At 64.9% G+C, this 19,476-nt stretch carries 15 protein-coding genes; 5 read left to right on the plus strand and 10 right to left on the minus strand.

Annotated features, from left to right (window positions below; translation table 11 throughout):
* Positions 1–38: 38 nt before the first annotated feature.
* From ACSQ3P_RS28680 to ACSQ3P_RS28700, 5 genes are all read right to left on the minus strand, one after another.
* On the minus strand, positions 39–1,370 hold the full coding sequence (locus ACSQ3P_RS28680) for an ABC transporter substrate-binding protein (RefSeq protein WP_436168846.1): 1,332 nt from the start codon (positions 1,368–1,370) through the stop codon (positions 39–41).
* Positions 1,371–1,501: 131 nt separating this feature from the next.
* Positions 1,502–2,581: a branched-chain amino acid ABC transporter permease gene (locus tag ACSQ3P_RS28685; RefSeq protein ID WP_310146412.1), complete on the minus strand. Its 1,080-nt coding sequence runs from the start codon at positions 2,579–2,581 to the stop codon at positions 1,502–1,504.
* A gap of 12 nt (positions 2,582–2,593) precedes the next feature.
* A complete protein-coding gene (locus ACSQ3P_RS28690; RefSeq protein WP_436168976.1) occupies positions 2,594–3,508 on the minus strand; it encodes a branched-chain amino acid ABC transporter permease in 915 nt (304 codons plus the stop codon).
* Positions 3,509–3,851: 343 nt separating this feature from the next.
* Positions 3,852–4,670 carry an ABC transporter ATP-binding protein gene (locus ACSQ3P_RS28695; protein ID WP_069688582.1) on the minus strand — a complete coding sequence of 273 codons (819 nt, stop codon included), beginning with the start codon at positions 4,668–4,670 and terminating at the stop codon, positions 3,852–3,854.
* Positions 4,667–6,646: an AMP-dependent synthetase/ligase gene (locus ACSQ3P_RS28700; RefSeq protein WP_436168977.1), complete on the minus strand. Its 1,980-nt coding sequence runs from the start codon at positions 6,644–6,646 to the stop codon at positions 4,667–4,669. Before ACSQ3P_RS28700 ends, ACSQ3P_RS28695 begins: the two co-directional genes overlap by 4 nt.
* A 280-nt stretch (positions 6,647–6,926) precedes the next feature.
* Here ACSQ3P_RS28700 and ACSQ3P_RS28705 point away from each other — a divergent pair, with 280 nt between their 5' ends.
* Both ACSQ3P_RS28705 and ACSQ3P_RS28710 read left to right on the plus strand, forming a co-directional pair.
* The gene (locus tag ACSQ3P_RS28705; RefSeq protein WP_436168847.1) at positions 6,927–7,223 is read left to right on the plus strand and encodes a hypothetical protein; all 297 of its coding nucleotides are present in this window, start codon (positions 6,927–6,929) and stop codon (positions 7,221–7,223) included.
* A 294-nt stretch (positions 7,224–7,517) separates the two neighbouring features.
* Positions 7,518–7,859 carry a hypothetical protein gene (locus ACSQ3P_RS28710; RefSeq protein WP_436168848.1) on the plus strand — a complete coding sequence of 114 codons (342 nt, stop codon included), beginning with the start codon at positions 7,518–7,520 and terminating at the stop codon, positions 7,857–7,859.
* A 56-nt stretch (positions 7,860–7,915) separates the two neighbouring features.
* Here ACSQ3P_RS28710 and ACSQ3P_RS28715 read toward each other — a convergent pair whose 3' ends face one another.
* The 3 genes from ACSQ3P_RS28715 to ACSQ3P_RS28725 all read right to left on the minus strand — a co-directional run bounded on the left by ACSQ3P_RS28715 (position 7,916) and on the right by ACSQ3P_RS28725 (position 13,020).
* A complete protein-coding gene (locus ACSQ3P_RS28715; protein ID WP_436168849.1) occupies positions 7,916–8,551 on the minus strand; it encodes a class I SAM-dependent methyltransferase in 636 nt (211 codons plus the stop codon).
* 76 nt (positions 8,552–8,627) lie between these two features.
* The gene (locus ACSQ3P_RS28720; RefSeq protein WP_436168850.1) at positions 8,628–9,302 is read right to left on the minus strand and encodes a Crp/Fnr family transcriptional regulator; all 675 of its coding nucleotides are present in this window, start codon (positions 9,300–9,302) and stop codon (positions 8,628–8,630) included.
* A 163-nt stretch (positions 9,303–9,465) separates the two neighbouring features.
* Positions 9,466–13,020, minus strand: a complete 3,555-nt coding sequence (locus ACSQ3P_RS28725; RefSeq protein WP_436168851.1) for an indolepyruvate ferredoxin oxidoreductase family protein — start codon at positions 13,018–13,020, stop codon at positions 9,466–9,468.
* Between the two features lie 290 nt (positions 13,021–13,310).
* Here ACSQ3P_RS28725 and ACSQ3P_RS28730 point away from each other — a divergent pair, with 290 nt between their 5' ends.
* Positions 13,311–13,961, plus strand: a complete 651-nt coding sequence (locus tag ACSQ3P_RS28730) for a DUF1007 family protein (protein WP_436168852.1) — start codon at positions 13,311–13,313, stop codon at positions 13,959–13,961.
* Between the two features lie 7 nt (positions 13,962–13,968).
* Positions 13,969–14,991 carry a nickel/cobalt transporter gene (locus ACSQ3P_RS28735; RefSeq protein WP_436168853.1) on the plus strand — a complete coding sequence of 341 codons (1,023 nt, stop codon included), beginning with the start codon at positions 13,969–13,971 and terminating at the stop codon, positions 14,989–14,991.
* Between the two features lie 61 nt (positions 14,992–15,052).
* Here the strand turns inward: ACSQ3P_RS28735 and ACSQ3P_RS28740 are convergent, their stop codons facing one another.
* The gene (locus tag ACSQ3P_RS28740; protein WP_436168854.1) at positions 15,053–15,433 is read right to left on the minus strand and encodes a hypothetical protein; all 381 of its coding nucleotides are present in this window, start codon (positions 15,431–15,433) and stop codon (positions 15,053–15,055) included.
* Positions 15,434–15,596: 163 nt separating this feature from the next.
* On the opposite strand from ACSQ3P_RS28740, the gene ACSQ3P_RS28745 reads away from it, so the two are divergent.
* Positions 15,597–18,068 (plus strand): methyl-accepting chemotaxis protein, encoded by a 2,472-nt coding sequence (locus tag ACSQ3P_RS28745; RefSeq protein WP_436168855.1) that lies wholly within the window; start codon positions 15,597–15,599, stop codon positions 18,066–18,068.
* A gap of 229 nt (positions 18,069–18,297) precedes the next feature.
* On the opposite strand, the gene ACSQ3P_RS28750 is transcribed toward ACSQ3P_RS28745, so the two are convergent.
* Complete coding sequence (locus tag ACSQ3P_RS28750) at positions 18,298–19,239, minus strand: DUF6454 family protein (protein WP_436168856.1); 942 nt, start codon at positions 19,237–19,239, stop codon at positions 18,298–18,300.
* Positions 19,240–19,476: the final 237 nt, after the last annotated feature.

A 19,476-nucleotide genomic window follows, 5' to 3' on the forward strand; every position in this document is an offset into this window, starting at 1 on the left:
AACCGACTGCCGATTGCCCACTGCCGACTGCCGTCAGATCAGGACGACTTCTCGCAAGGCTCGGTCCGCTTCGGCCAGCCGGTCGCCTTCTCCACATAGTCCTTGGCGTTGGCCTCGATCAGCGGGCGGACCTCGTCCTTGAGCGGCTCGAGCCAGTCACCGGGCTTGGTCCATTTGGTGCCGTCCCATTCCGCGACATAGGCCTTGCTGTGGCCGGAATGGTCGGTGCAAGAGATGGTGGTCGGCGTGGCGAAGCCTTCCATGCCGATCTCCTTCAATCGCGCCTCGGTGATGTTCAGGCTCTCCAGGCCGCGGCGCATGTCCTCGGCGTTGATCACCTTCTTGCCGGTGAGCTTCTGCGCGTTGCGCATCGCCTCGACGACGAGCATCGAGTTATAGACGCCGCGATTATAGAGGTTCTCGCCGACCTTCTCCTTGGCGGCGAGGCTCTTGCCCTTCTCCACGACGTATTTCTGGATGTCCTGGATCGCCGGGAAGTTGGTGCCCGCGGCGTTGAGGTTGAGCGACTTGTAGCCCTTGGCCTCGGGGCCGCCCGCGCGTGCGTCGTCATCGCCGCCGGCCCACCAGACGCCGACCAGCTTGTTGATCGGGAAGTTGTTCTTGATCGCCTCCTTCACCGCGGTCGGGTTCATCGCGCCCCAGCCCTGGTTGTAGAGGTAGTCCGGCCGATCGCGCCGGATCGAGAGCCAGAGCGAGCCCTGGTTCTGCATGTCGGCGGCGGCGACGGGATAGATCTTGAGCTCGAAGCCGTATTTCTTGGCGAGGTTCTCGAGCACCGGGATCGGCTCCTTGCCGAAGGGCGCATCGAGATGGATCAGGCCGAGCTTCTTGCCCTTGAGCTTGTCCATGCCGCCGAGTTCGGCCGCCATGTGCTTCACCATCAGCGAAGCGCCGTCCCAATAGGTGAAGGGCGGGATGAAGACCCAGGGAAAGTTGGTGCCGTCGGCCGAGGCCGAGAGGCCATAGGCCATCGACAGGATCGGGATCTTGTCGATATGGGCGCGCGGAATGGCGGCGAGCGTCGCGCCGGTCGACCAGGGCGAGTAGAGGATGGTGTTCTTCGACTTGGCCTGCTCGTAGCACTCGATCGACTTCTTGGTGTCGTAGCCGGTCTCGCATTCCTCATAGACGATCTTGACGCCGTTCACGCCGCCGTCGCGCTCGTTGATCATCGTGATGTAGTCGCGCATGCCGTCGCCGATCGGAATGCCGGAGCCCGAGAACGGGCCGGTGCGATAGGCGTTGTTGGCGAAATAGACGCTGTCCTGGGCAAGGGCCGGAGCGACTTGCGCGCTCGCGGCGAGGAGCGCGCCCAGCGCCGCTCCCTTCATCAGCTTGGTTGTCTTCATGATGGTTCCTCCGTCGTTTCCACCGATCCTGGCCTTGAACGCCGGATCGTCTCCTCTTCGCCTGCCGCATTGAGACCGCGCAGGTCGTTTTGTTGGGCTCCTCTCCGCCGCGCCGGGGGAAAGGGCCGACCTCAATAGGGGAAGGGCCATGTCCGCAGTTTCTGCTTCCCGATCTGCCAGAGCCGCGCGAGGCCATGCGGCTCGACGATCAGGAAGGTGATGATCAGCGCGCCCACGAGCATGAAGGTGACATGCTCGGCCGCAGCCCCCGAGAGCGGGACGCCGAGCGCCGGCAGGCCGAATTTCAGGATGGTCGGCAGGCTGGCGATGAAGGCGGCGCCGAAGAAGGAGCCGATCAGCGAGCCCAACCCGCCGATGATGACCATGAACAGGATGTTGAAGGAGAGGCGGATGTTGAAGACGTCGGCCGCTTCGCCGCCGCCATACCAGAAGAAGATCATCATCGCGCCGGCGACACCGGCATAGAAGGACGAGACCGCGAAGGCGGTGAGCTTGGCGTTGAGCAGCTTGATGCCCATCAGCTCGGCGGCGATGTCCATGTCGCGCACCGCCATCCAGGAGCGGCCGAGCTTGCCATGCACCAGGTTCGAGGCGAACCAGGTCAGGCCTATGACCAGCACGAGGCAGACGAAATAGCGCGTCTCAGGGCTTGCCGAGGCTCCGGTGATGGGGAGGCCGAAGAGCGTGCGCTGCGGCACCTCGATCGCGCCCGAGGCGTTGTAGTTGAACAGCCAGGGCACGCGCACGAAGGCCCATTGCAGGAAGAACTGCGCGGCGAGCGTCGCGACAGCGAGATAGAAGCCCTTGATGCGTAGCGAGGGCAGGCCGAAGAGCACGCCGATCGCCGCCGAGAACAGGCCGGAGACCAGTACGAGCACGATGATGTTGATGCCCGGAAAGAAGGTCGTCAGCTTGTAGGCGGCATAGGCGCCAACGCCCATGAAGGCGGCGGTGCCCAGCGAGATAAGCCCGGTATAGCCGGTCAGGATGTTGAGCCCGATCGCGGCAAGCGAGAACACCAGGAAGGGGATCATCACCGAGGAGATGAAGAAGTCGTTGCCGATCAGCGGCACGCCGATGAAGGCAAGCGCCAGGATGACGGCGATACCGACCCGATCTTGCCAGATCGGGAACACCGCCATGTCGGCGGAATAGGTCGATTTGAACTGGCCGGCTTCGCGATAGAACACGGTTTCAGCCTCTCAGATGCGTTCGATGATCTTGTCGCCGAACAGCCCTTGCGGGCGGAACAGCAGGAAGCCCAGCGCGATGAAATAGGCGAGCCAGCTCTCGATGCCGCCGCCGATCAGCGGGCCCCAGTAGAACTCGCCCAGCTTCTCGCCGATGCCGATGATCAGGCCGCCGACGATGGCGCCGGGGATCGAGGTGAAGCCGCCCAGGATCAGCACGGGCAGGGCCTTCAGCGCCACGATCTCGAGCGCGAAGGAGACGTCCGAGCGCGCGCCCCACATGATGCCGGTGATCAGGGCGACGATCCCGGCGGTGAACCAGACGATGACCCAGATCTGGTTCAGCGAGATGCCGACCGAAAGCGCCGCCTTGTGGCTGTCGGCCACTGCCCGCAAGGCTCTTCCGATGCGCGTGTATTGGAAGAAGGCGGCGAGAGCGGCGATCATGATGGAGGCGATGACGGCGGCTGCGATATCGATCTTCTGCAGCGAGACCAGGCCGCCGAAGAGTTTCAGGTCGATCGCGCCCTTGGGCAGCCAGAGCTGATCGGCGATCATCTGCTTGGGGCTGCCGCCGAACAGCGCTTCGCCGAAGCCTATCAGAAAATAGGTGATGCCGAAGGTCGCCATGAACAGGATGATGTCGGGCTGGTTGACCAGCGGGCGCAGCACGACGCGTTCGATCGTGACGGCGAGCGCGAACATCACGCCGAGCGTCAGGATCACGGCGAGGAAGGCCGGCACGCCCTTCTCGTAGAGCCCGACCAGGGTCAGCGCCGCGAACACCACCATGATGCCCTGGGCGAAGTTGAACACGCCCGAGGCCTTGAAGATCAGCACGAAGCCAAGCGCGATCAGCGCGTAGAGCACGCCGGAGACGAGCCCCTCCCAGATCGTCTGGGCGAGCAGGTCCGGGGCCTGGACCATCTGCTGGAACGGGTCGATGAAGATCGCGTAGAGCGTGTTCGACTGGTCGAAGCGGATGCCGATGATGCCGGCCACGACGATCGCGCCGAGGACCAGCGCGGCGCGGACGCGGAAGCTGTTGAAATTGATCCCGCCCAAGGAACCGAGAGTCGCGTCGCTCATGGCTGCAGGCCCTCGCTCACAAATGCATACTCACCGTCATCCTGGACACCGCGAAGCGGAGACCCGGGATCCATCGCGGCGCTCCGGAGCCCTCCGATGGATCCCGGGTCTGCGCCACTATGTGGCTTGCCCGGCATGACGGCGCGGATGGAGAAATGCTCTATGGCGAAGGTGATAGCCACTAGTGCGCCACCCCCAAATAGGCGTCGATCACCTTCTGATCGCGCTTCACCTCATCAGGCGTGCCGTCGGCGATCTTGCGGCCGTATTCGAGCACCACGACGCGGTCGGAGAGATCCATGACCACGCCCATATCGTGCTCGATCAAGGCGATGGTCGTGCCGAACTGGTTGTTCACGTCGAGGATGAAGCGGCACATGTCCTCCTTCTCCTCGAGGTTCATGCCGGCCATCGGCTCGTCGAGCAGCAGCAGCTCCGGCTCCATGGCGAGCGCGCGGCCCAGTTCCACCCGCTTCTGCAGGCCATAGGGCAATTTCCCGACGGGCAATTTGCGGATGTGCTGGATCTGCAGGAAGTCGATGATGTCCTCGACCACCTTGCGATGCTCGATCTCCTCGGTCATCGCCGGGCCGTGACGCAGCGCCTGCCAGAAGAAGTTCCGGTGCATCTTCAGCGTGCGGCCGGTCATGATGTTGTCGAGCGTCGACATGCCCTTGAACAGCGCGACGTTCTGGAAGGTGCGGGCGATGCCGTCGGCCGCGGCCTGGTGCGGCTTCACCTTGGCGCGGCGCACGCCCTTATAGGTGATCTGGCCTTCCTGCGGATGGTAGAAGCCGTTGATGCAGTTGAGCATCGAGGTCTTGCCGGCGCCGTTGGGGCCGATGATGGCGCGGACCTCGCCCTTGCGGATGTCGAAGGAGACGTCCGAGATCGCCTTCACCCCGCCAAAGCGCAGCGAGATGTTGTCGACCGACAGCAGGACCTCGCCCTTGTCGCGGTGCAGCGGTTCCCCGGTCACGTTCATGGTCTCGACGTTCATGCCGCCCTCGCCGGAGTTGGCGCGGTTACCGGATAGGTCTTGGCGTCGCGGACCTTGACGCGGGCGGAGATCACGCCCTTGCGGCCATCCTCGAAGGTCACTTCGGTGGAGATGTCGGCGATGTCCGAACCGTCATAGAGCGCGGCGACGAGAGGGGCGTAGCGCTCGGCGATGAAGCCGCGCCGGACCTTCTGGGTGCGGGTCAGTTCGCCGTCATCGGCGTCGAGTTCCTTATGCAGGATCAGGAACCGCTTGATCTGCGCCCCGCCCATCAGGGGCTCGGCGGCGAGCGAACGGTTCACCTCGTCGACATGCTTGGCGATCATGTCGTAGACGAGATCGTGGCCGGCGAGCTCCTGGTAGGAGGCGTAGACGACATTGTGACGCTCGGCCCAGTTGCCGACCGCGGTCAGGTCGATGTTGAGCGCGACGGTGGCGTAGTCGCGGCCCTGGCCGAAGGCGACGACCTCCTTGATGTTGGGATAGAATTTCAGCTTGTTCTCGATGTATTTCGGCGGGAACAGATCCCCCGAGGAGAGCTTGCCGACATCCTTGGCGCGGTCGATGATCTTGAGATGGCCGGTCTCGTCGAAGAAGCCGGCATCGCCGGAGCGGACATAGCCGTCGGCGGTCATCGTCTCCGCGGTCTTCTCGGGATCCTTGAAATAGCCGCCGAAGATCGAGGGCGAGCGGTAGAGCACCTCGCCATTATCGTCGATCCGGATTTCGACCAGCGGCGCGGGGCGGCCGACCGTGTCGGCCTTAATCTCACCATTGGGCTGCATGGTGATGTAGACGCCGGCTTCGGTCTGCCCGTAGAGCTGCTTCAGATTGACCCCGATCGAGCGATAGAACTTGAACAGCTCGGGGCCGATCGCCTCGCCGGCGGTATAGCCGACCTTGATGTTGCTCAGGCCGAAGCGGTTGCGCAGGGGCGCGTAGATCAGGATGTCGCCGAGCTTGTAGAGCAGCCTCGCGCCTAGCGGCACGCTCTCGCCATTCAGGATCTTCTCGCCGTGCTGCTTGGCCACGCCGAGGAAGTAGTGGAACATCTTGCGCATCAGCGGGCCGGCATCCTCCATGCGCACCATGGTGATGGTCAGCATGGTCTCGAAGACGCGCGGCGGCGCGAAGGCGTAGGTCGTGCCGACTTCGCGCCGGTCGTCGACGACGGTTTCGGGCCCTTCCGGGCAATTCACGCAGAAGCCCGCGACGATCGCCTGCGCATAGGAGAAGACATGGTCGCCGACCCAGGCGATCGGCAGATAGGCGATGACCTCGTCGCTCTCGTTCAGCCCGTCGAACTGGCAGCCGATCTCGGCGGCGGTGATGACGTTGAAATGGCTGAGCATGACGCCCTTGGGCCGGCCGGTCGTGCCCGAGGTGTAGAGGATGATGCCGAGATCGGAGCCTGAGCCGGTCTCCATCTCGCGCTCATGGGCGGCTGCGGCCTCGGGGCTCGCCTTCAGCGCGTCGCGCCCGGCCGCGATGACCTTGTCGATTTCGTGCAGTTTGCCGTGGTCGTAGTCGCGCAGGCCGCGCGGCTCGTCATAGAGCATTTGGCGCAGATGGGGCAGGCGCTCGGCGATGGAGAGGACCTTGTCGACTTGCTCCTGGTCCTGCACGCAGGCGAAGACCGCCTCGGCATGGTCGAGCACATAGGCCATCTCCTCGGCGACGCTGTCGGCATAAACCGGCACGGGAACCGCGCCGATCCATTGCGCGGCGCACATCGACCAATAGAGCCTGGGCCGGTTGTAGCCGATGATCGCGACCTTCTCGCCGCGCTTCAGGCCGAGATCCTGGAGACCCCTGGCGAAGCTGCGCACCTGCTCGGCCACCTCGGCCCAGGTCCAGGACTGCCAGATCCCGAGATCCTTGTGCCGGAACGCGATGCGCGAACTGCGCTCGCGCGCATTGCGCAGCAGCAATTTCGGAAAGGTATCCGCCTGGCCGGCGCTTGCGCTTGCCACGATTGCGTTCTCCACCCTGTCCGGCCGCCGTACATGGCAGCGACCTTCGTTTTGGCCGTTTCGGCCCTTGTTCTTGATGTGAGCCTCGCAGCGACCCCACATCTTTGCAAGGGGGGGCTTGACAGACAACTTGGCATTTGGTCGCTATTGTCTTGGGAACCTGCGCGACCAAGCATTGGATAAGTGATCGTCCTTGATGCGCAAGGGATATCGGGCTCGCCAGAACCCACTCCGCATTGGTCAATGGGCATCGCAACGCAAGCCGTCTCGGCTATGCCGTCGCATGGTTGAGATTCATATCGCTGCTCAGTTTCCCCCGTGTGAACCGGTCGGAGGCGCTATGTTAAGTCGAGAAGCGGCCGAACTGGCTCGAGACCATGTTTTGGAAGCCATCATGCACATCAGTTCCAGCTTGCAGCTGATACAGGGCCAGTTTCCTGAAGCCGTAATGAAAAGCATGCACCGAACGGCAGGGGTGGCGATTGGCACGCTCGATACGGATTATCTTGCCCATATATTCGAACTTTACCCGGATCTAGACGATATTCCGGAGGCGCGCACGCCGTCGATCAATACCTGATAAATGGGAGGTTGGAGTTTTGAGGCGGGCGCGCAGCGGTAAAACTGAAGCTGCTCACCCCTCGTAGCGCGCCAGCCGCTCCAGATCCAAGATCGTGACCGAGCCATGGTCAATATCGAGCTGGCCAAGCTCGGCGAGCTTCGCCAGCCCCTGATTGGCGATCTGGCGCGACATGCCGGCCAGCAGGCCGATGATCCGGTTTTTCCTTGTCTGGACCGCATCTGACCGCGCTTGCGTCGCGAACGCCTTGCATCCGCCGCCTTCGAGAGGGAAGCTCGCCGCGAGGGTAGGTGAATGCGTGTTCTTGCCGCGATCAGCCTGGCGGTGGTGCTGGCCACCGGAGCGACGCAGACGCGCTCGCATCAGGCTGCCAGCGGTTGGGACTATCCCTTCGAGTGCTGCTCGGGCGCCGATTGCGCGCAGATCGACGCTGGCGCCGTCCGGGAGAACCCATCCGGATTCGTCGTGACGATCGCGCCGGGGCGTCATCCGATGTGGCCGACGGAGCGCCGCGAACCCCTTATCCTCGAGATTCCCTATCAGAAGGCGCGCGCCTCGCCGGATGGGCACTGGCATCTGTGCATCAACGATGCCGGCGAACTGCTCTGCTTCTACTGGCCGGGCGGCGATTCGTGATGAGGTAGGGCCGATGCCTGCCATGGCGGGTTTCCATGCAGCCTTCGCCGTTTACATCACCGCTTGCGAGCCACGATGTAAGGGCGATGGTCCTTGCCCTTCGTTGCATGGCTTTCAGCGGCAAGAATCTCGAAGCCGGCGGCGGATATATGCTGGCGCAGCTTGGCCGCCCGAAAGACGCCGGCATAAGGTGCCTGCCCGATCGCGCGCATCGCAGGCACGGCAAGCCAGATGAGCGGGTTCATCTCTCCGACGCAGGGTGTCTTGGAGATGAACAACCCCTCCGCCGAGAGCAAGGCGTGGATGTTGCGCAGCGTCCCGGGCAGGTCCCGGACCAGATGCAGATAGTTGAACCCCAAAACGACGTCGAACTGCCCTGCCTCAGCTGTGAGATCTTCTGCAGCCGCCGTGCGGAAGACGAGGCCCGGGAGAGGGTCGGCGGCATGCTTCTCATGCGCAATCGCGATCATTCCGGCGGAAATATCCGTCGCAAGGTAGTCTCGAACAGCGCCGGCGAGCCGGAGCGCCGTCGTTCCTGTGCCGCAGCCCAGCTCCAGCACCTTGTCGCCTGACCCCAACAGGGCGCCGGTCCGGTTCAGAGTGCGCTCATAGCCGGCCTGGTCCGCAATCGCACTCCTGGCGTATTTCCGCGAAGTCCGGTCCCAGAAACGGGCGTCGCTTGCCAGGCTCATAATGGGGCGCTCCTCACAAACATTCCTCGTGGTGTCGGGAACGGGTCGCAAGCCGCTCTGGCTTTGTGTGCCGACCTTACCCCTCGTAGCGCGCCAGCCGCTCCAGATCCAAGATCGTCACCGAGCCATGGCCGACCTCCAGCAGTCCCAGGCCCTCGAGCTTCGCCAGCCCCTGATTGGCGATCTGGCGCGACATGCCGGCGAGCAGGCCGAGCTCCTCCTGCGAGATCGCCAGCGTCCGGTCGAGATCGGGATAGAGGATCGGGTTGAACAGCCAGGCGAGATTGCGCGCGAGGCGTCCGGTCGAATCGAGCGTGCGCTCGGTCTCGGCGATGGCGATGAACTGGGCGAGGCGCTCGTTGAACTGATGCACCAGGAAGCGGTTGAAGGCCGCGCTGTGCTCGAACAGCCAGAGGAATGTCGAGCGCCGCATCAAGGCGAGCCTGGTCTCGCGCAGGGCGACAAGTTCGTAACGGCGAGGCTCGGCCTTGATCACCGTGCCCTCGCCGAACCAGGCGCCGGCGCGCATGCCCGCCAGCGTCGCCGATTTGCCGGTCTTCGAGGTGGTCGACATCTTGACCAGCCCCTCGGCGACGCCGGTCCAGGATTCAAGCCTGTCGCCGACATGGCAGATATAGGCGCCCTTGCCATAGAGCTTGAGGCTGACGCCGCGCCGCGCCTCCTCGAATTCCGCCTCCGTCAGGTCGCGCGACCAGGCGGCGATGCGGCGGAGGTCTTCGGGGGGGATCAAGGGCGGGGCGATCCTAGGTGGGAGTTGGTGCGGTCAGTATGAGCTGCTGCCGCGCCCGGACTCAAGCTGGACGAAAGATGCGTGGGGACCTCTCTCCTGCGCGGCCCTTTTCCCTTCTCCCCTGGCGGGAGAAGGGAAGCGCGCGCACCGAAAGCCCCGCGCCCTATTCCGCCGCCTTCGGCATCGCCAATGCGGCAGCAGAGCCATCGCGCAGCTTCGCCAGCAACTCCGCCTCTTCGGCCTTCGCCGCCTTGAGGTGCCGTTCCTTGACATGGCCGAAGCCGCGGATCTTTTCAGGCGTCGCGGCGAGCGCGATGCAGAGCGCGTGGTTCTGGGTCGAGAGCTTCGCCAGGATTTCGCCGATCAGCGTCTCATATGAGCCGATCAGGGCGCGCTCGGTCCGGCGCTCCTCGCTATAGCCGAAGATGTCGAAGGTCGTGCCGCGCAGGCCCTTGAGCTTCGCCAAGAGGCCGAAGGCCGACATCATCCAGGGACCGAAGCTGATCTTGCGGGGAATACCGGTGACGGGATTGCGCCTGGCCAGCAGCGGCGGAGCCAGGTTGAACTCGTAGCGCAGCTTTTGGCCGGAGGCGCTGGTCGGCTCGAAAGTCGCCTCGACCTGACGCTGGAACGAGCCGTCGGCATAGAGCCGGGCGACCTCGTATTCGTCCTTGTAGGCCATCAGCTTGAAGAGATAGCGCGCGACGGTTTCGGTCAGGGCGTGCTGGCCCGGCAGAACTTCAGCTTCCTTCGCCTGCACGCGATTGACGAGTTCGCGATAGCGGGCGGCATAGGCGGCGTTCTGATAGGCGGTGAGGAGGCTCACGCGCCGAGCGATGATCTCGGCGAGCGAAGCCGAGATATGCCGGGCCTGTGTCGGGGCCTTGGCCTCCGACAGGGAGGCGACCAGCGCAGCGGGATCATGCGCGGCGCGGCGGCCGAGCTCGAAGGCCTGCTTGTTCATCGGCACGGCTTCGCCATTGAGCTCGATCGCGCGTAGCAGCGCCGCGCGCGACAAGGGCACGCTGCCGAACTGCCAGGCATAGCCGAGCATGAACATGTTGGCGGCGATGGCATTGCCGAGGAAGGCGACGGCCGCGGCGGTCGCATCGACGAAATGGGTCTGGTCGCGGCCAGAGGCAGAGAGGATCGAGCGCTTGATGCGCTCGATCGGCAACGAGAAATCGGCGTTGCGGGTAAAATCGCCCGGCAGGCTCTCGGCCGTGTTGACGACGACGGTCGCGGCTGTGGGCTTGATCGCGCCGAGCACTTTCTTCGAGCCGGTGACGGTGAGGTCGCAGCCGAGCACGAGGTCGGCCTGCCCGGCCGAGACGCGGATGGCGTGGATGTCGTCGGGCGTGGGGGCGAGCTTGACGTGGCTGAAGACCGCGCCGCCCTTCTGGGCGAGGCCGGCCATGTCGATCATGCCGCAGCCCTTGCCCTCGAGATGGGCCGCCATGCCGAGGATCGCGCCGATGGTGACGACGCCGGTGCCGCCGACGCCGGTGACGATCACCGCGAAGCTCTTGTCGAGCGCGGGCACCTGCGGTTCGGGGATGTCGCTCGCGCCGAGTGCGCCGGCATCGAGCTTGCGCGGTTCGGCCTTTTTGGGCCGCGCGCCATGCACGGTGACGAAGGATGGGCAAAAGCCCTTCACGCAGGAGAAATCCTTATTGCAGTTCGACTGGTCGATCTGGCGCTTGCGGCCGAATTCGGTTTCCAGCGGCTGCACCGAGACGCAGTTCGACTGCACGCCGCAATCGCCGCAGCCCTCGCAGACCAATTCGTTGACGATGACGCGCTTGTCGGGGTCGGGATAAGTGCCGCGCTTGCGGCGGCGGCGTTTTTCGGTGGCGCAGGTCTGGTCGTAGAGCAGCAGCGAGACGCCGGGCACCTGCCTCAGCTCGCGCTGGACGGCGTCGAGATCGTCGCGGTGGTGAAACGTCGTGCCGGGCGGCCAAACCGTGCCGGGCGGATATTTGCCGGGATCATCGCTGACGATCGCGATGCGCTGGACGCCTTCGCCGGCGATCTGGCGCGCCATCTGGTCGGGCGAGAGATGGCCCTCGGCCTGCTGGCCGCCGGTCATCGCGACCGCGTCGTTGTAAAGCAGCTTATAGGTGATGTTGACGCCAGCCGCGACGGCCCAGCGGATCGCGAGCGAGCCGGAATGGGTGTAGGTGCCGTCGCCGAGATTCTGGAAGACGTGGTTGCGGGTGGAAAAGGGCGCCTCGCCGATCCAGTTCGCGCCTTCGCCGCCCATCTGGGTGAAGCCAGTGGTCGAGCGGTCCATCCACTGCACCATGTAGTGGCAGCCGATACCGGCATAGGCGCGCGAGCCCTCGGGCACCACGGTCGAGCTGTTATGCGGGCAGCCCGAGCAGTAATAGGGCGTGCGCTTGGCGACCTCCTGGGCCTCCGCGAGCCGGCCTTGCGCTTTTGCGATCTCCTCCAAGCGCGCGCGCAGGGCCGGGTCGTCCCGGTATTGCAGCAGTCGCGCCCCGAGCGCGATCGCGACATCGTTGGGGTCGAGCGCGCCATGGACCGGGAACAGCCATTCGCCGGCCTCGTCCTTCTTGCCGATCACCATCGGCTGATATTCTGATCCGTAAAGCTCCTCGCGGAGCTGGACCTCGATCAGCGAGCGCTTTTCCTCGACGACCATGACGAGGTCCAGGCCGTTGGCGAAGCTCTTGAGTTCGGAGGGGTCGAGCGGCCAGGGGCAAGCGACTTTGAACAGGCGGAGGCCGAGATCGTTCGCCCGGACCTCGTCGATGCCGAGATCCTCGAAGGCCTGGCGCACGTCGAGATAGGATTTGCCGACGGTGATGATGCCGATGCGCGGGGTCTTGCCGCCGGAGGTGATGGTCTGGTTGAGCTTGTTGGCGCGCAAGTAAGCCAGGATCGCGGCGCGCTTGTGGATGTGAAGGCGCTTCTCCTGGTCGAGGAAATCGAGCTCGCGGCGAATGCTCAGGCCGCCCGGCGGCATCACGAAATCATCGGGGAGGGTGATCGTCACGCGGTCGATCGCGCCATCGACGGACGCCGTCGATTCGATGTTGTCCTTGACGCATTTGATGCCGACCCAGACCGAGGCGAAGCGCGAGAGCGCGAGGCCATGCAGGGAATAATCCATGATCTCCTGCACGCCGGCGGGATTCAGGATCGGCATCATCCGGTCGACGAGGACGAATTCGGTCTGGTGGGCGTTGGTCGAGGACTCAGCCGTATGGTCGTCGCCCATCAGGCAGATCACGCCGCCATGGGGTGAGGTGCCGGCCATATTGCCATGGCGGAAGACGTCGCCGGTGCGATCGACGCCCGGGCCCTTGCCGTACCAGAGCGCGAAGACTCCGTCATATCGACCCTCGCCCTGCAGTTCCGCCTGCTGCGTGCCCCAGACGGCCGTGGCGGCGAGATCCTCGTTGAGGCCGGGCTGGAAGACGATATTCGCCGCCTTGAGCTGCCTGCCGGCGCGCGAAAGCTGCTGGTCGAGGCCGCCGAGCGGCGAGCCGCGATAGCCGGAGACGAAGCCTGCGGTGTTGAGGCCGGCAAGCCTGTCGCGCTCGCGCTGGACCATCAGCATGCGCGCGATCGCCTGCGTGCCGGTCAGGAAGATCGTTTGCTTGGACAGGTCGTATTTGTCGTCGAGCGCGACCTCGCGCAGGCTGGTCGCCGCCTTGGCGACAGAGCCGGAGTTTCGCTGCGTCTCGGCCATGGCGACCTCCCCGGATCGTCCCGTTTCCAGACTATGGGGCCGGTTGATCCAGCCTCCAAGCTGGGCATCGCCCAACTCTTGGATATGTCAGCAAGGCTGACATATCCAAGAGTTGGGGTCAATTCAGATTGGGATTGTTACAGCCTTTACGCGAGGGCTGACGCTGCGCCGCGATTTGGCCCAGTTTACGAGGGAAGGCTGGTTGCGACGCAAATTACCGGCAAGCGGCGTGTTCATAATAGGTTAACCATGATCCGCCAGGTTTCGGCCTCACGCGAAGGAGCTGCCCCTTGAAGCGCCGCGCCATCACCGCTGCCTTGCTCGCGGCCCTGGGCTGGTGGGCTGTCCTGTCCACCCCGGCCAGCGCGCATCCGCATGTCTTCGTCTCGGCGCGCGCCGAGATCGTCTTCGGTCCCGACGGGGCGGTGACGGCGCTGAAGCACATCTGGAGCTTCGACGAGGCCTATTCCGCCTATATCACGCAAGGGCTCGACAAGAACGGCGACGGCAAGCTGACGCCCGACGAACTGGTCGACCTCGCCAAGGTCAATATGGAGTCGCTGCCCGAGGTCGGCTTCTTCACCACCGCCAAGGCCAATGGCAAGGCGCAGGAGTTCGGCGAGCCGACCGAGGCCAGCCTCGCCTTCGAGAACAAGATCCTGACCCTGACCTACACCCTGCCGCTGAAGACGCCGATCAAATCGGTCCGCTCGGTCGGGCTGGAGATCGGCGATCCCACCTATTTCGTCGCCTTCGACATCATCGATGCGCCCGACGCCGTGATCACGCGCGATGCGCCCAAGGGTTGCGTCGTGCGGGTCGCGCGCCCGCCCAAGCTCGATGCGGCCACCCAGCTCAAGCTGGCGCAGGAGGACATCACCGCCACGCCGGATATGAGCGGCTTCCAGGTGACGACCCGCGCGCTGGTTGCATGTCCTTGACCCCGTCATGTCCCTGACGCCGTCGCAATCGACTCCGCTTGCCTGGCCGGCACTGTCGCGCCGTTTGATCGTCGTTGCGGTTACGCTTGCGCTGGTCGCCGCGGTCCTCGCGCTGCTGGCGCATTTCGTCACGAGCCTGAGCCCGGTGCCGCCACCGCCGCCGCGCAATCCCTTCGGCGGCGCGATGCCGCGCGAGGCGCTGCCCTCGACGACTGGGATCGGCGGATTGCTGCTGGCCTGGCAATCCTCCTTCTACCGCGAATTGACGGCGGCTCTGAAGGCGATCCATCAGAGCCCGGCCGCGCTCTGGAGCCTGATGGCGCTGGCCTTCGGTTATGGCGTCTTCCACGCCGCCGGTCCCGGCCACGGCAAGGCGGTGATCTCGGGCTATATCGTCGCTGATAACCGCAGCCTGCGCCGGGGGCTGGGCCTGAGCTTCGCGGCGGCAATCCTGCAGGCGCTCGTCGCCATCACGCTCGTCGGCACGCTGACGCTGGCCTTGAGGGCGACGGCGCAAACCATGACCACCGCGGCCGACATGGTCGAGCAGGCGAGCTTTGCACTGGTCGCTCTCGTTGGCCTCTTCGTGCTCTGGCGCAAGGCCGGGGCGCTGCTGGCGCTCGGCCATGGCGCGCAGGCGCATGACCCGACCTGCGACCATGTCCATATGCCCGGTCCCGACGAAATCTCGCGTCTCAAGAGCTGGCGCGAGATGGCGGGTGTGGTCTTAGCGGCGGGCCTGCGCCCTTGCGCCGGAGCGCTGATCATCCTGGTCTTCTCGGCCTCGCAAGGCCTGCTCTGGGCCGGCATCGCCGCGGCCTTCGCCATGGCGCTCGGCACGGCGCTGACGACGGGAGCGCTCGCCGCGCTCGCGGTGTTCTTCAAATTCGCGGCGCTCAAATTCGCCGGCGGTGGCACCTTGCGCAGCGCCAGATTGATCGCCGGGCTCGAACTGTTGGCGGCGGGTTTTGTGGCAGTGCTGGGCGCGGCGCTGTTCTTCGGGCTCTGGGCGGCAGGGGCGGGGAGTTAGAGCTCCCCGTTTTGACGCGTTTTCTTCACGCGAACCGGTCTCCACTTCGCTCGAAAACGCTCTAGAAGAAGGCATCGAGGAACGCCGCCGCCTCGTCCGAAATCGCGACGATCTTGTTGGTCGCCTGGCGATAGAATTTGAAGTTCAGCTCGGTCTCTGGCCGGCCGTCGTTCCAGGACGCGAAAGGCTTCAGCGCGCTGCGCCCCAACGGCCGCCGCGCCAGCGCGATGCGTTCGACGGCGATGCTGACGCGCGGTGTCTGGCGCTCGACGCCACGCGCGATCAGGCTTTGCCCAGCCTCGTTCCCGTTAGCCCCGTTGGCGAAGATGAAGACGACATCGCCTGCCGCGATGTGCTTTCCGCCATACATCGTCTTCTGCCCGGTAAAGACGAACATCATCGCATGCGGATCGCCGATTTCGGCCTTTATCGCAAATGCCATGGTCATAAAGCCTCTAGCCTATGCGGAGTAGCTGGCCTGAGCGTCATTGTGCCGGCCATGTCGCTCCATTTGAGGCAATATTAACCGAATTCGCAGTATTCTCGTCGAACGTATGGTGCTGGCCGCAATCGCTGTCGGGCTGAATCCTGTTCCAGGTGCTGTGATGATCTTTCCGCGTTCCATTCGGCAGTACCTCCTGGCGACCATGGCGGCTGTCTGCCTGCCGGGTCTCGGTACGCTCGGCTACCTTGCCTATGATGCGGTCATCGACATGCGTGCAAACCACCGGCTAGCCGGTCTGGTCGAGGCGGATCGCGCCTTGCTGCTCACGGGCAATGCAATTCGTTCCGATCGCGGCAAGGCCCAGACCAGCCTGCAGGTCAATGACGATGCCGGCGCGACGATTCGTTCGATCGTGGAGACATCGCGAAGCCAGATCGCGACGGCCGTGACGAAGCTCGAGGCCGTCGACCTGGCGGAACGCTCGACATATTCGGCAGCCATCCTGCAGGCTGAAAAGGCCATGCAGGGCAAGATTCCCGATCTGGACGCCGAGGCGGCCAAGCCGCGGGCGCAGCGCAGCCTGGCTGCGACCATGCCCTGGTACAATGCCGTCGGCGCCATCGAGACCGCGCTGACCAAAGCCTCCGATGCGGCGTCGCTCGCCGTTCGGCTGGCCGATCCCGCGCTCGCGGAACTTCAGGGATTCAAGTCCACCGCCTGGGCCTTGCGCTCTAACTACGGCACGCAATGCTCATTGCTGCGTGCGCCGCTGGGCTCCGGCCAGGCACTCACCCCGCCACAATGGAAACAGTTCGGCGAATTGCGCGGCGCGAGCAACGCGGCGCAGAGCCAGTTGGGTCAGCTCGCCACGCGCGCCGGCATCTCGCCCGAGCTTGCGCGCAGGGTCGGCGTTGCGACCGGCGAAGTCGCCACTGCAAACCAGGCGATGGACCAGCTCGTCGGCAAGCTCGGTCAGGGCTCGGGCGCCGTCATCGGCGCCGAGGACTGGACCGCAATGTGCAACGGGCCCTTCACCGCCATCGTTGGCACGGTCGCCCAATCACTGGACGAGATGCGATCGACGACCACGACGCAGAGCAATCATGCCCTGACCCGGCTGGCCCTGATCGCTGGTCTGCTCGTCGCGCTGCTGGCCCTGTGCGCAGCAAGCTGGCGCGGCATCCAGAAGCGAATCGCGAACCCGCTGACCGGTATGAATGTCGCGCTTGCGCGCATGCAGGCCGGCGATATCGACGAGGCTGTTCCCGCCGCGCCCTGTCCCGACGAAGTTGGGGCGCTTGGCAACGCGCTTGAGGCCTATCGCGAAAATCTCGTCAAGGTTCGGGCTCTGGAAGAGCAGGAGCGTATCGCCTCCGCCGCTCGCCTGGCGCGGGCGCAGTCGATGGAGGCGGTGGTCTCCGATGTCGGCGATGTGGTCGCGGCTGCGGCATCGGGGGATTTCTCGGCGCGGCTGCAGATCGAACATGCCGACGAGCAGATGCAGAAGCTGGTGGCGGGGATCAACGAGATCAATGCGGTGGTCGACAGCGCCACATCCGAGTTCGCGGCCGCCCTGCAGGCGGTGGCCGGCGGCGACCTGACCTCCCGGATCGAGACCGCCTATCGCGGCAAGTTCGCCGAGCTCAAGGGCGCAATCAACGAGACGGTGGATCGCCTGTCCTCGACGGTGCGCACGATCCAGACGACCTCCGCGGATGTGGGCTTGGCCGCCCGCGAGATCACCATGGGCGCCGATGATCTCTCCAAGCGCACCGAGGAGCAGGCGAGTTCGCTGGAGGAGACCGCCGCCACGACCGAGGAGCTCGCAGCCTCGGTGAAGGCCTCGGCCCAGGCCTCGAAGCAGGCAGCCGCGATCGCAACCGAGGCGATGCAGGCGGCGCAGACCGGCGGCACGATCGCGACCGAAGCGGTGGCTGCAATGGCGCGCATCGAGAGCGCCTCGCAGAAGATCTCCGACATCATCCGGGTGATCGACGACATCGCCTTCCAGACCAATCTGCTGGCGCTGAACGCGGCGGTGGAAGCGGCGCGCGCCGGTGATGCCGGCAAGGGCTTTGCTGTCGTCGCCTCGGAAGTGCGCACGCTGGCGCAGCGCTCGGGTGCCGCCGCCAAGGACATCTCGGGCCTGATCTCCTCCTCCAATGCCGAGGTCGGCGCGGGCGTCACGCTGGTCCGCCAGGCCGGCGACGCCCTGACCCAGATCCTGGCCGCCTCGCAAAAGGTCGCGGCCACCATCGCCGAGATCTCGGCGGCGTCTGGCGAGCAGGCCAATGGCATCGACGAGATGAGCCAGGCCGTCGCCCATCTCGACGAGATGACGCAGGCCAATGCGGCGCTCGCCGAACAGAGCGCGGCCTCGGCCGGTTCGCTCTCGGGCCGCATCGTCCAGCTCAACGACCTCGTCGCCACCTTCAGGACGGGGCCTGAGGGCGCAGCTGCCTCACCGGCCAGTCATGGCTCGGAGCCCGCGCGCCTGCGTAAGCTCGCCGAAGCCGCCTTCGGGCAGAGCCCCAGGCCTGCCACGGTAGCGACAGCGCCGCGACAGGCTCCGACGCCCGCCAGGAAGGTCGCAAACGCGCGCGCCAACGACGCGGGTTGGGAAGAGTTCTGACGAAGCCGGGCAGGGCTCGTTGGCTGCCCTAGGAGTCGCAGCCCGCTACCGCCCCGCTCCGGATCGTTCTCCAGCAGGATCGCTTGCCATGCGGCGTCGCCTCCGCCGCGCTCGCCAGGAGGCGGCAAGCGCATCGACACCCGCATGCGAGGTGGTAATGGGGACGGCGCTGTTCCTCGGGATGTGGGCGAGCGGGGCGGGGAGTTAGCCTGGCCTCCGCCCGTTCAGCCTATTTCGTCGCGGCCTCGTAGACGAACAGTGTCGATTTGTCGTCATCGGGCATGAAATAGGCCCGCACGCCCTGCTCCATAGGCTCGACCCAGAACGGGTTCTGGGTCATCGGCAGCCCCGATGGAGACCAGAGTTCGACTGGCACCTGATAGACGGGCCGGTTGTCCTTGAGATCGACGATCTCGAAGCCACCGAGGCGGAAAATCGGCCCATCCGGCGAGGTACGGTAGTTGTTGAGCCCGGAGCAGAGCATCCGGCTCATGCCGATGAAATGGCAATCCTGATAGTCGATATAGAGTGCGGGATTGATGACGCGGAGCTGCTCCGGCGGTGTTGCCGCGTTGGTCACCTTGCCCGCCCCATCGAGCGGCCAGGCGTAGAAGCGGCGCGAGCCCCAACTGACCCCGTGCAGCGACTTGTCGTCCGTATTATGGACGATGCCACCGACATGATCCTTGAAGCGGAATACCTCGGTCGCCTTCATCGTCTCGGGGTCGACCTTGTAGACGATCGACTGGCTGTTGGGCCGGTACTCGGCAACGGGCACCCAGATGTCTTTCCCGTCGAAATCCATACCGCCGGGATGATAGACCGACCCTTCGCCCAGCGTGATGTCCTGGAGCAGCTTGCCGTCGGCGTCGATCTTGAAAAGATGGCCAACGCCTTCGCCGGTATCGCGATCATAGCCGTCCTGGAGGGCCGGATAGCGGGTCGTCGCCTTCCGGATATCGACGGAAGAGACGAAGAAGGCGTCGCCGATCTTCAACATGCCTTGCGGATGAAAAGTCGGGAACTGGATCGGGATCGCGGCGGTCTGCTTCCATTGCGTCGCGCGCGTCAGTTTCGGGATCAGTGTGTTGAGCGCCGGATCGGCGGCTTGCGTCGGATATGCGAGCGCGATGGCGGCTGCGCCGAGTAGCCCTGCAAAGGCGGTTTTCATGATATCTCCCGGCTCCGCTGTGCGGCCTTGTCCGGAGCAGCGCTCGCGCCAGTGCCATAGGGCAGGCTGACCGATTCCTGGTGACACCCATACGACATCGGCGCCTGCGACACCCGACCGCTTTAGCGCCAAGCGGTTTGATATTAGCCGGCGAGAGGTGTGCTCTCAAGCAGGATCGGTATTCTATGAGTTCCACCGCAAAGACCGAGCGGTCGTCGACGAAGGCTGGGAGCTGTT

It is taken from the genome of Allobosea sp. LjRoot9, assembly GCF_964252745.1.
Taxonomy (GTDB): Bacteria; Pseudomonadota; Alphaproteobacteria; order Rhizobiales; family Beijerinckiaceae; genus Allobosea.

Coding starts and splice junctions, on each gene's coding strand:
- ACSQ3P_RS28680 (WP_436168846.1), bottom strand. CDS start 1,370: ATGAAGACAACCAAGCTGATGAAGGGAGCGGCGCTGGGCGCGCTCCTC.
- ACSQ3P_RS28690 (WP_436168976.1), bottom strand. CDS start 3,508: ATGGTCCAGGCCCCGGACCTGCTCGCCCAGACGATCTGGGAGGGGCTC.
- ACSQ3P_RS28695 (WP_069688582.1), bottom strand. CDS start 4,670: ATGAACGTCGAGACCATGAACGTGACCGGGGAACCGCTGCACCGCGAC.
- ACSQ3P_RS28705 (WP_436168847.1), top strand. CDS start 6,927: ATGGTTGAGATTCATATCGCTGCTCAGTTTCCCCCGTGTGAACCGGTC.
- ACSQ3P_RS28710 (WP_436168848.1), top strand. CDS start 7,518: ATGCGTGTTCTTGCCGCGATCAGCCTGGCGGTGGTGCTGGCCACCGGA.
- ACSQ3P_RS28715 (WP_436168849.1), bottom strand. CDS start 8,551: ATGAGCCTGGCAAGCGACGCCCGTTTCTGGGACCGGACTTCGCGGAAA.
- ACSQ3P_RS28725 (WP_436168851.1), bottom strand. CDS start 13,020: ATGGCCGAGACGCAGCGAAACTCCGGCTCTGTCGCCAAGGCGGCGACC.
- ACSQ3P_RS28735 (WP_436168853.1), top strand. CDS start 13,969: ATGTCCCTGACGCCGTCGCAATCGACTCCGCTTGCCTGGCCGGCACTG.
- ACSQ3P_RS28740 (WP_436168854.1), bottom strand. CDS start 15,433: ATGGCATTTGCGATAAAGGCCGAAATCGGCGATCCGCATGCGATGATG.
- ACSQ3P_RS28745 (WP_436168855.1), top strand. CDS start 15,597: ATGATCTTTCCGCGTTCCATTCGGCAGTACCTCCTGGCGACCATGGCG.
- ACSQ3P_RS28750 (WP_436168856.1), bottom strand. CDS start 19,239: ATGAAAACCGCCTTTGCAGGGCTACTCGGCGCAGCCGCCATCGCGCTC.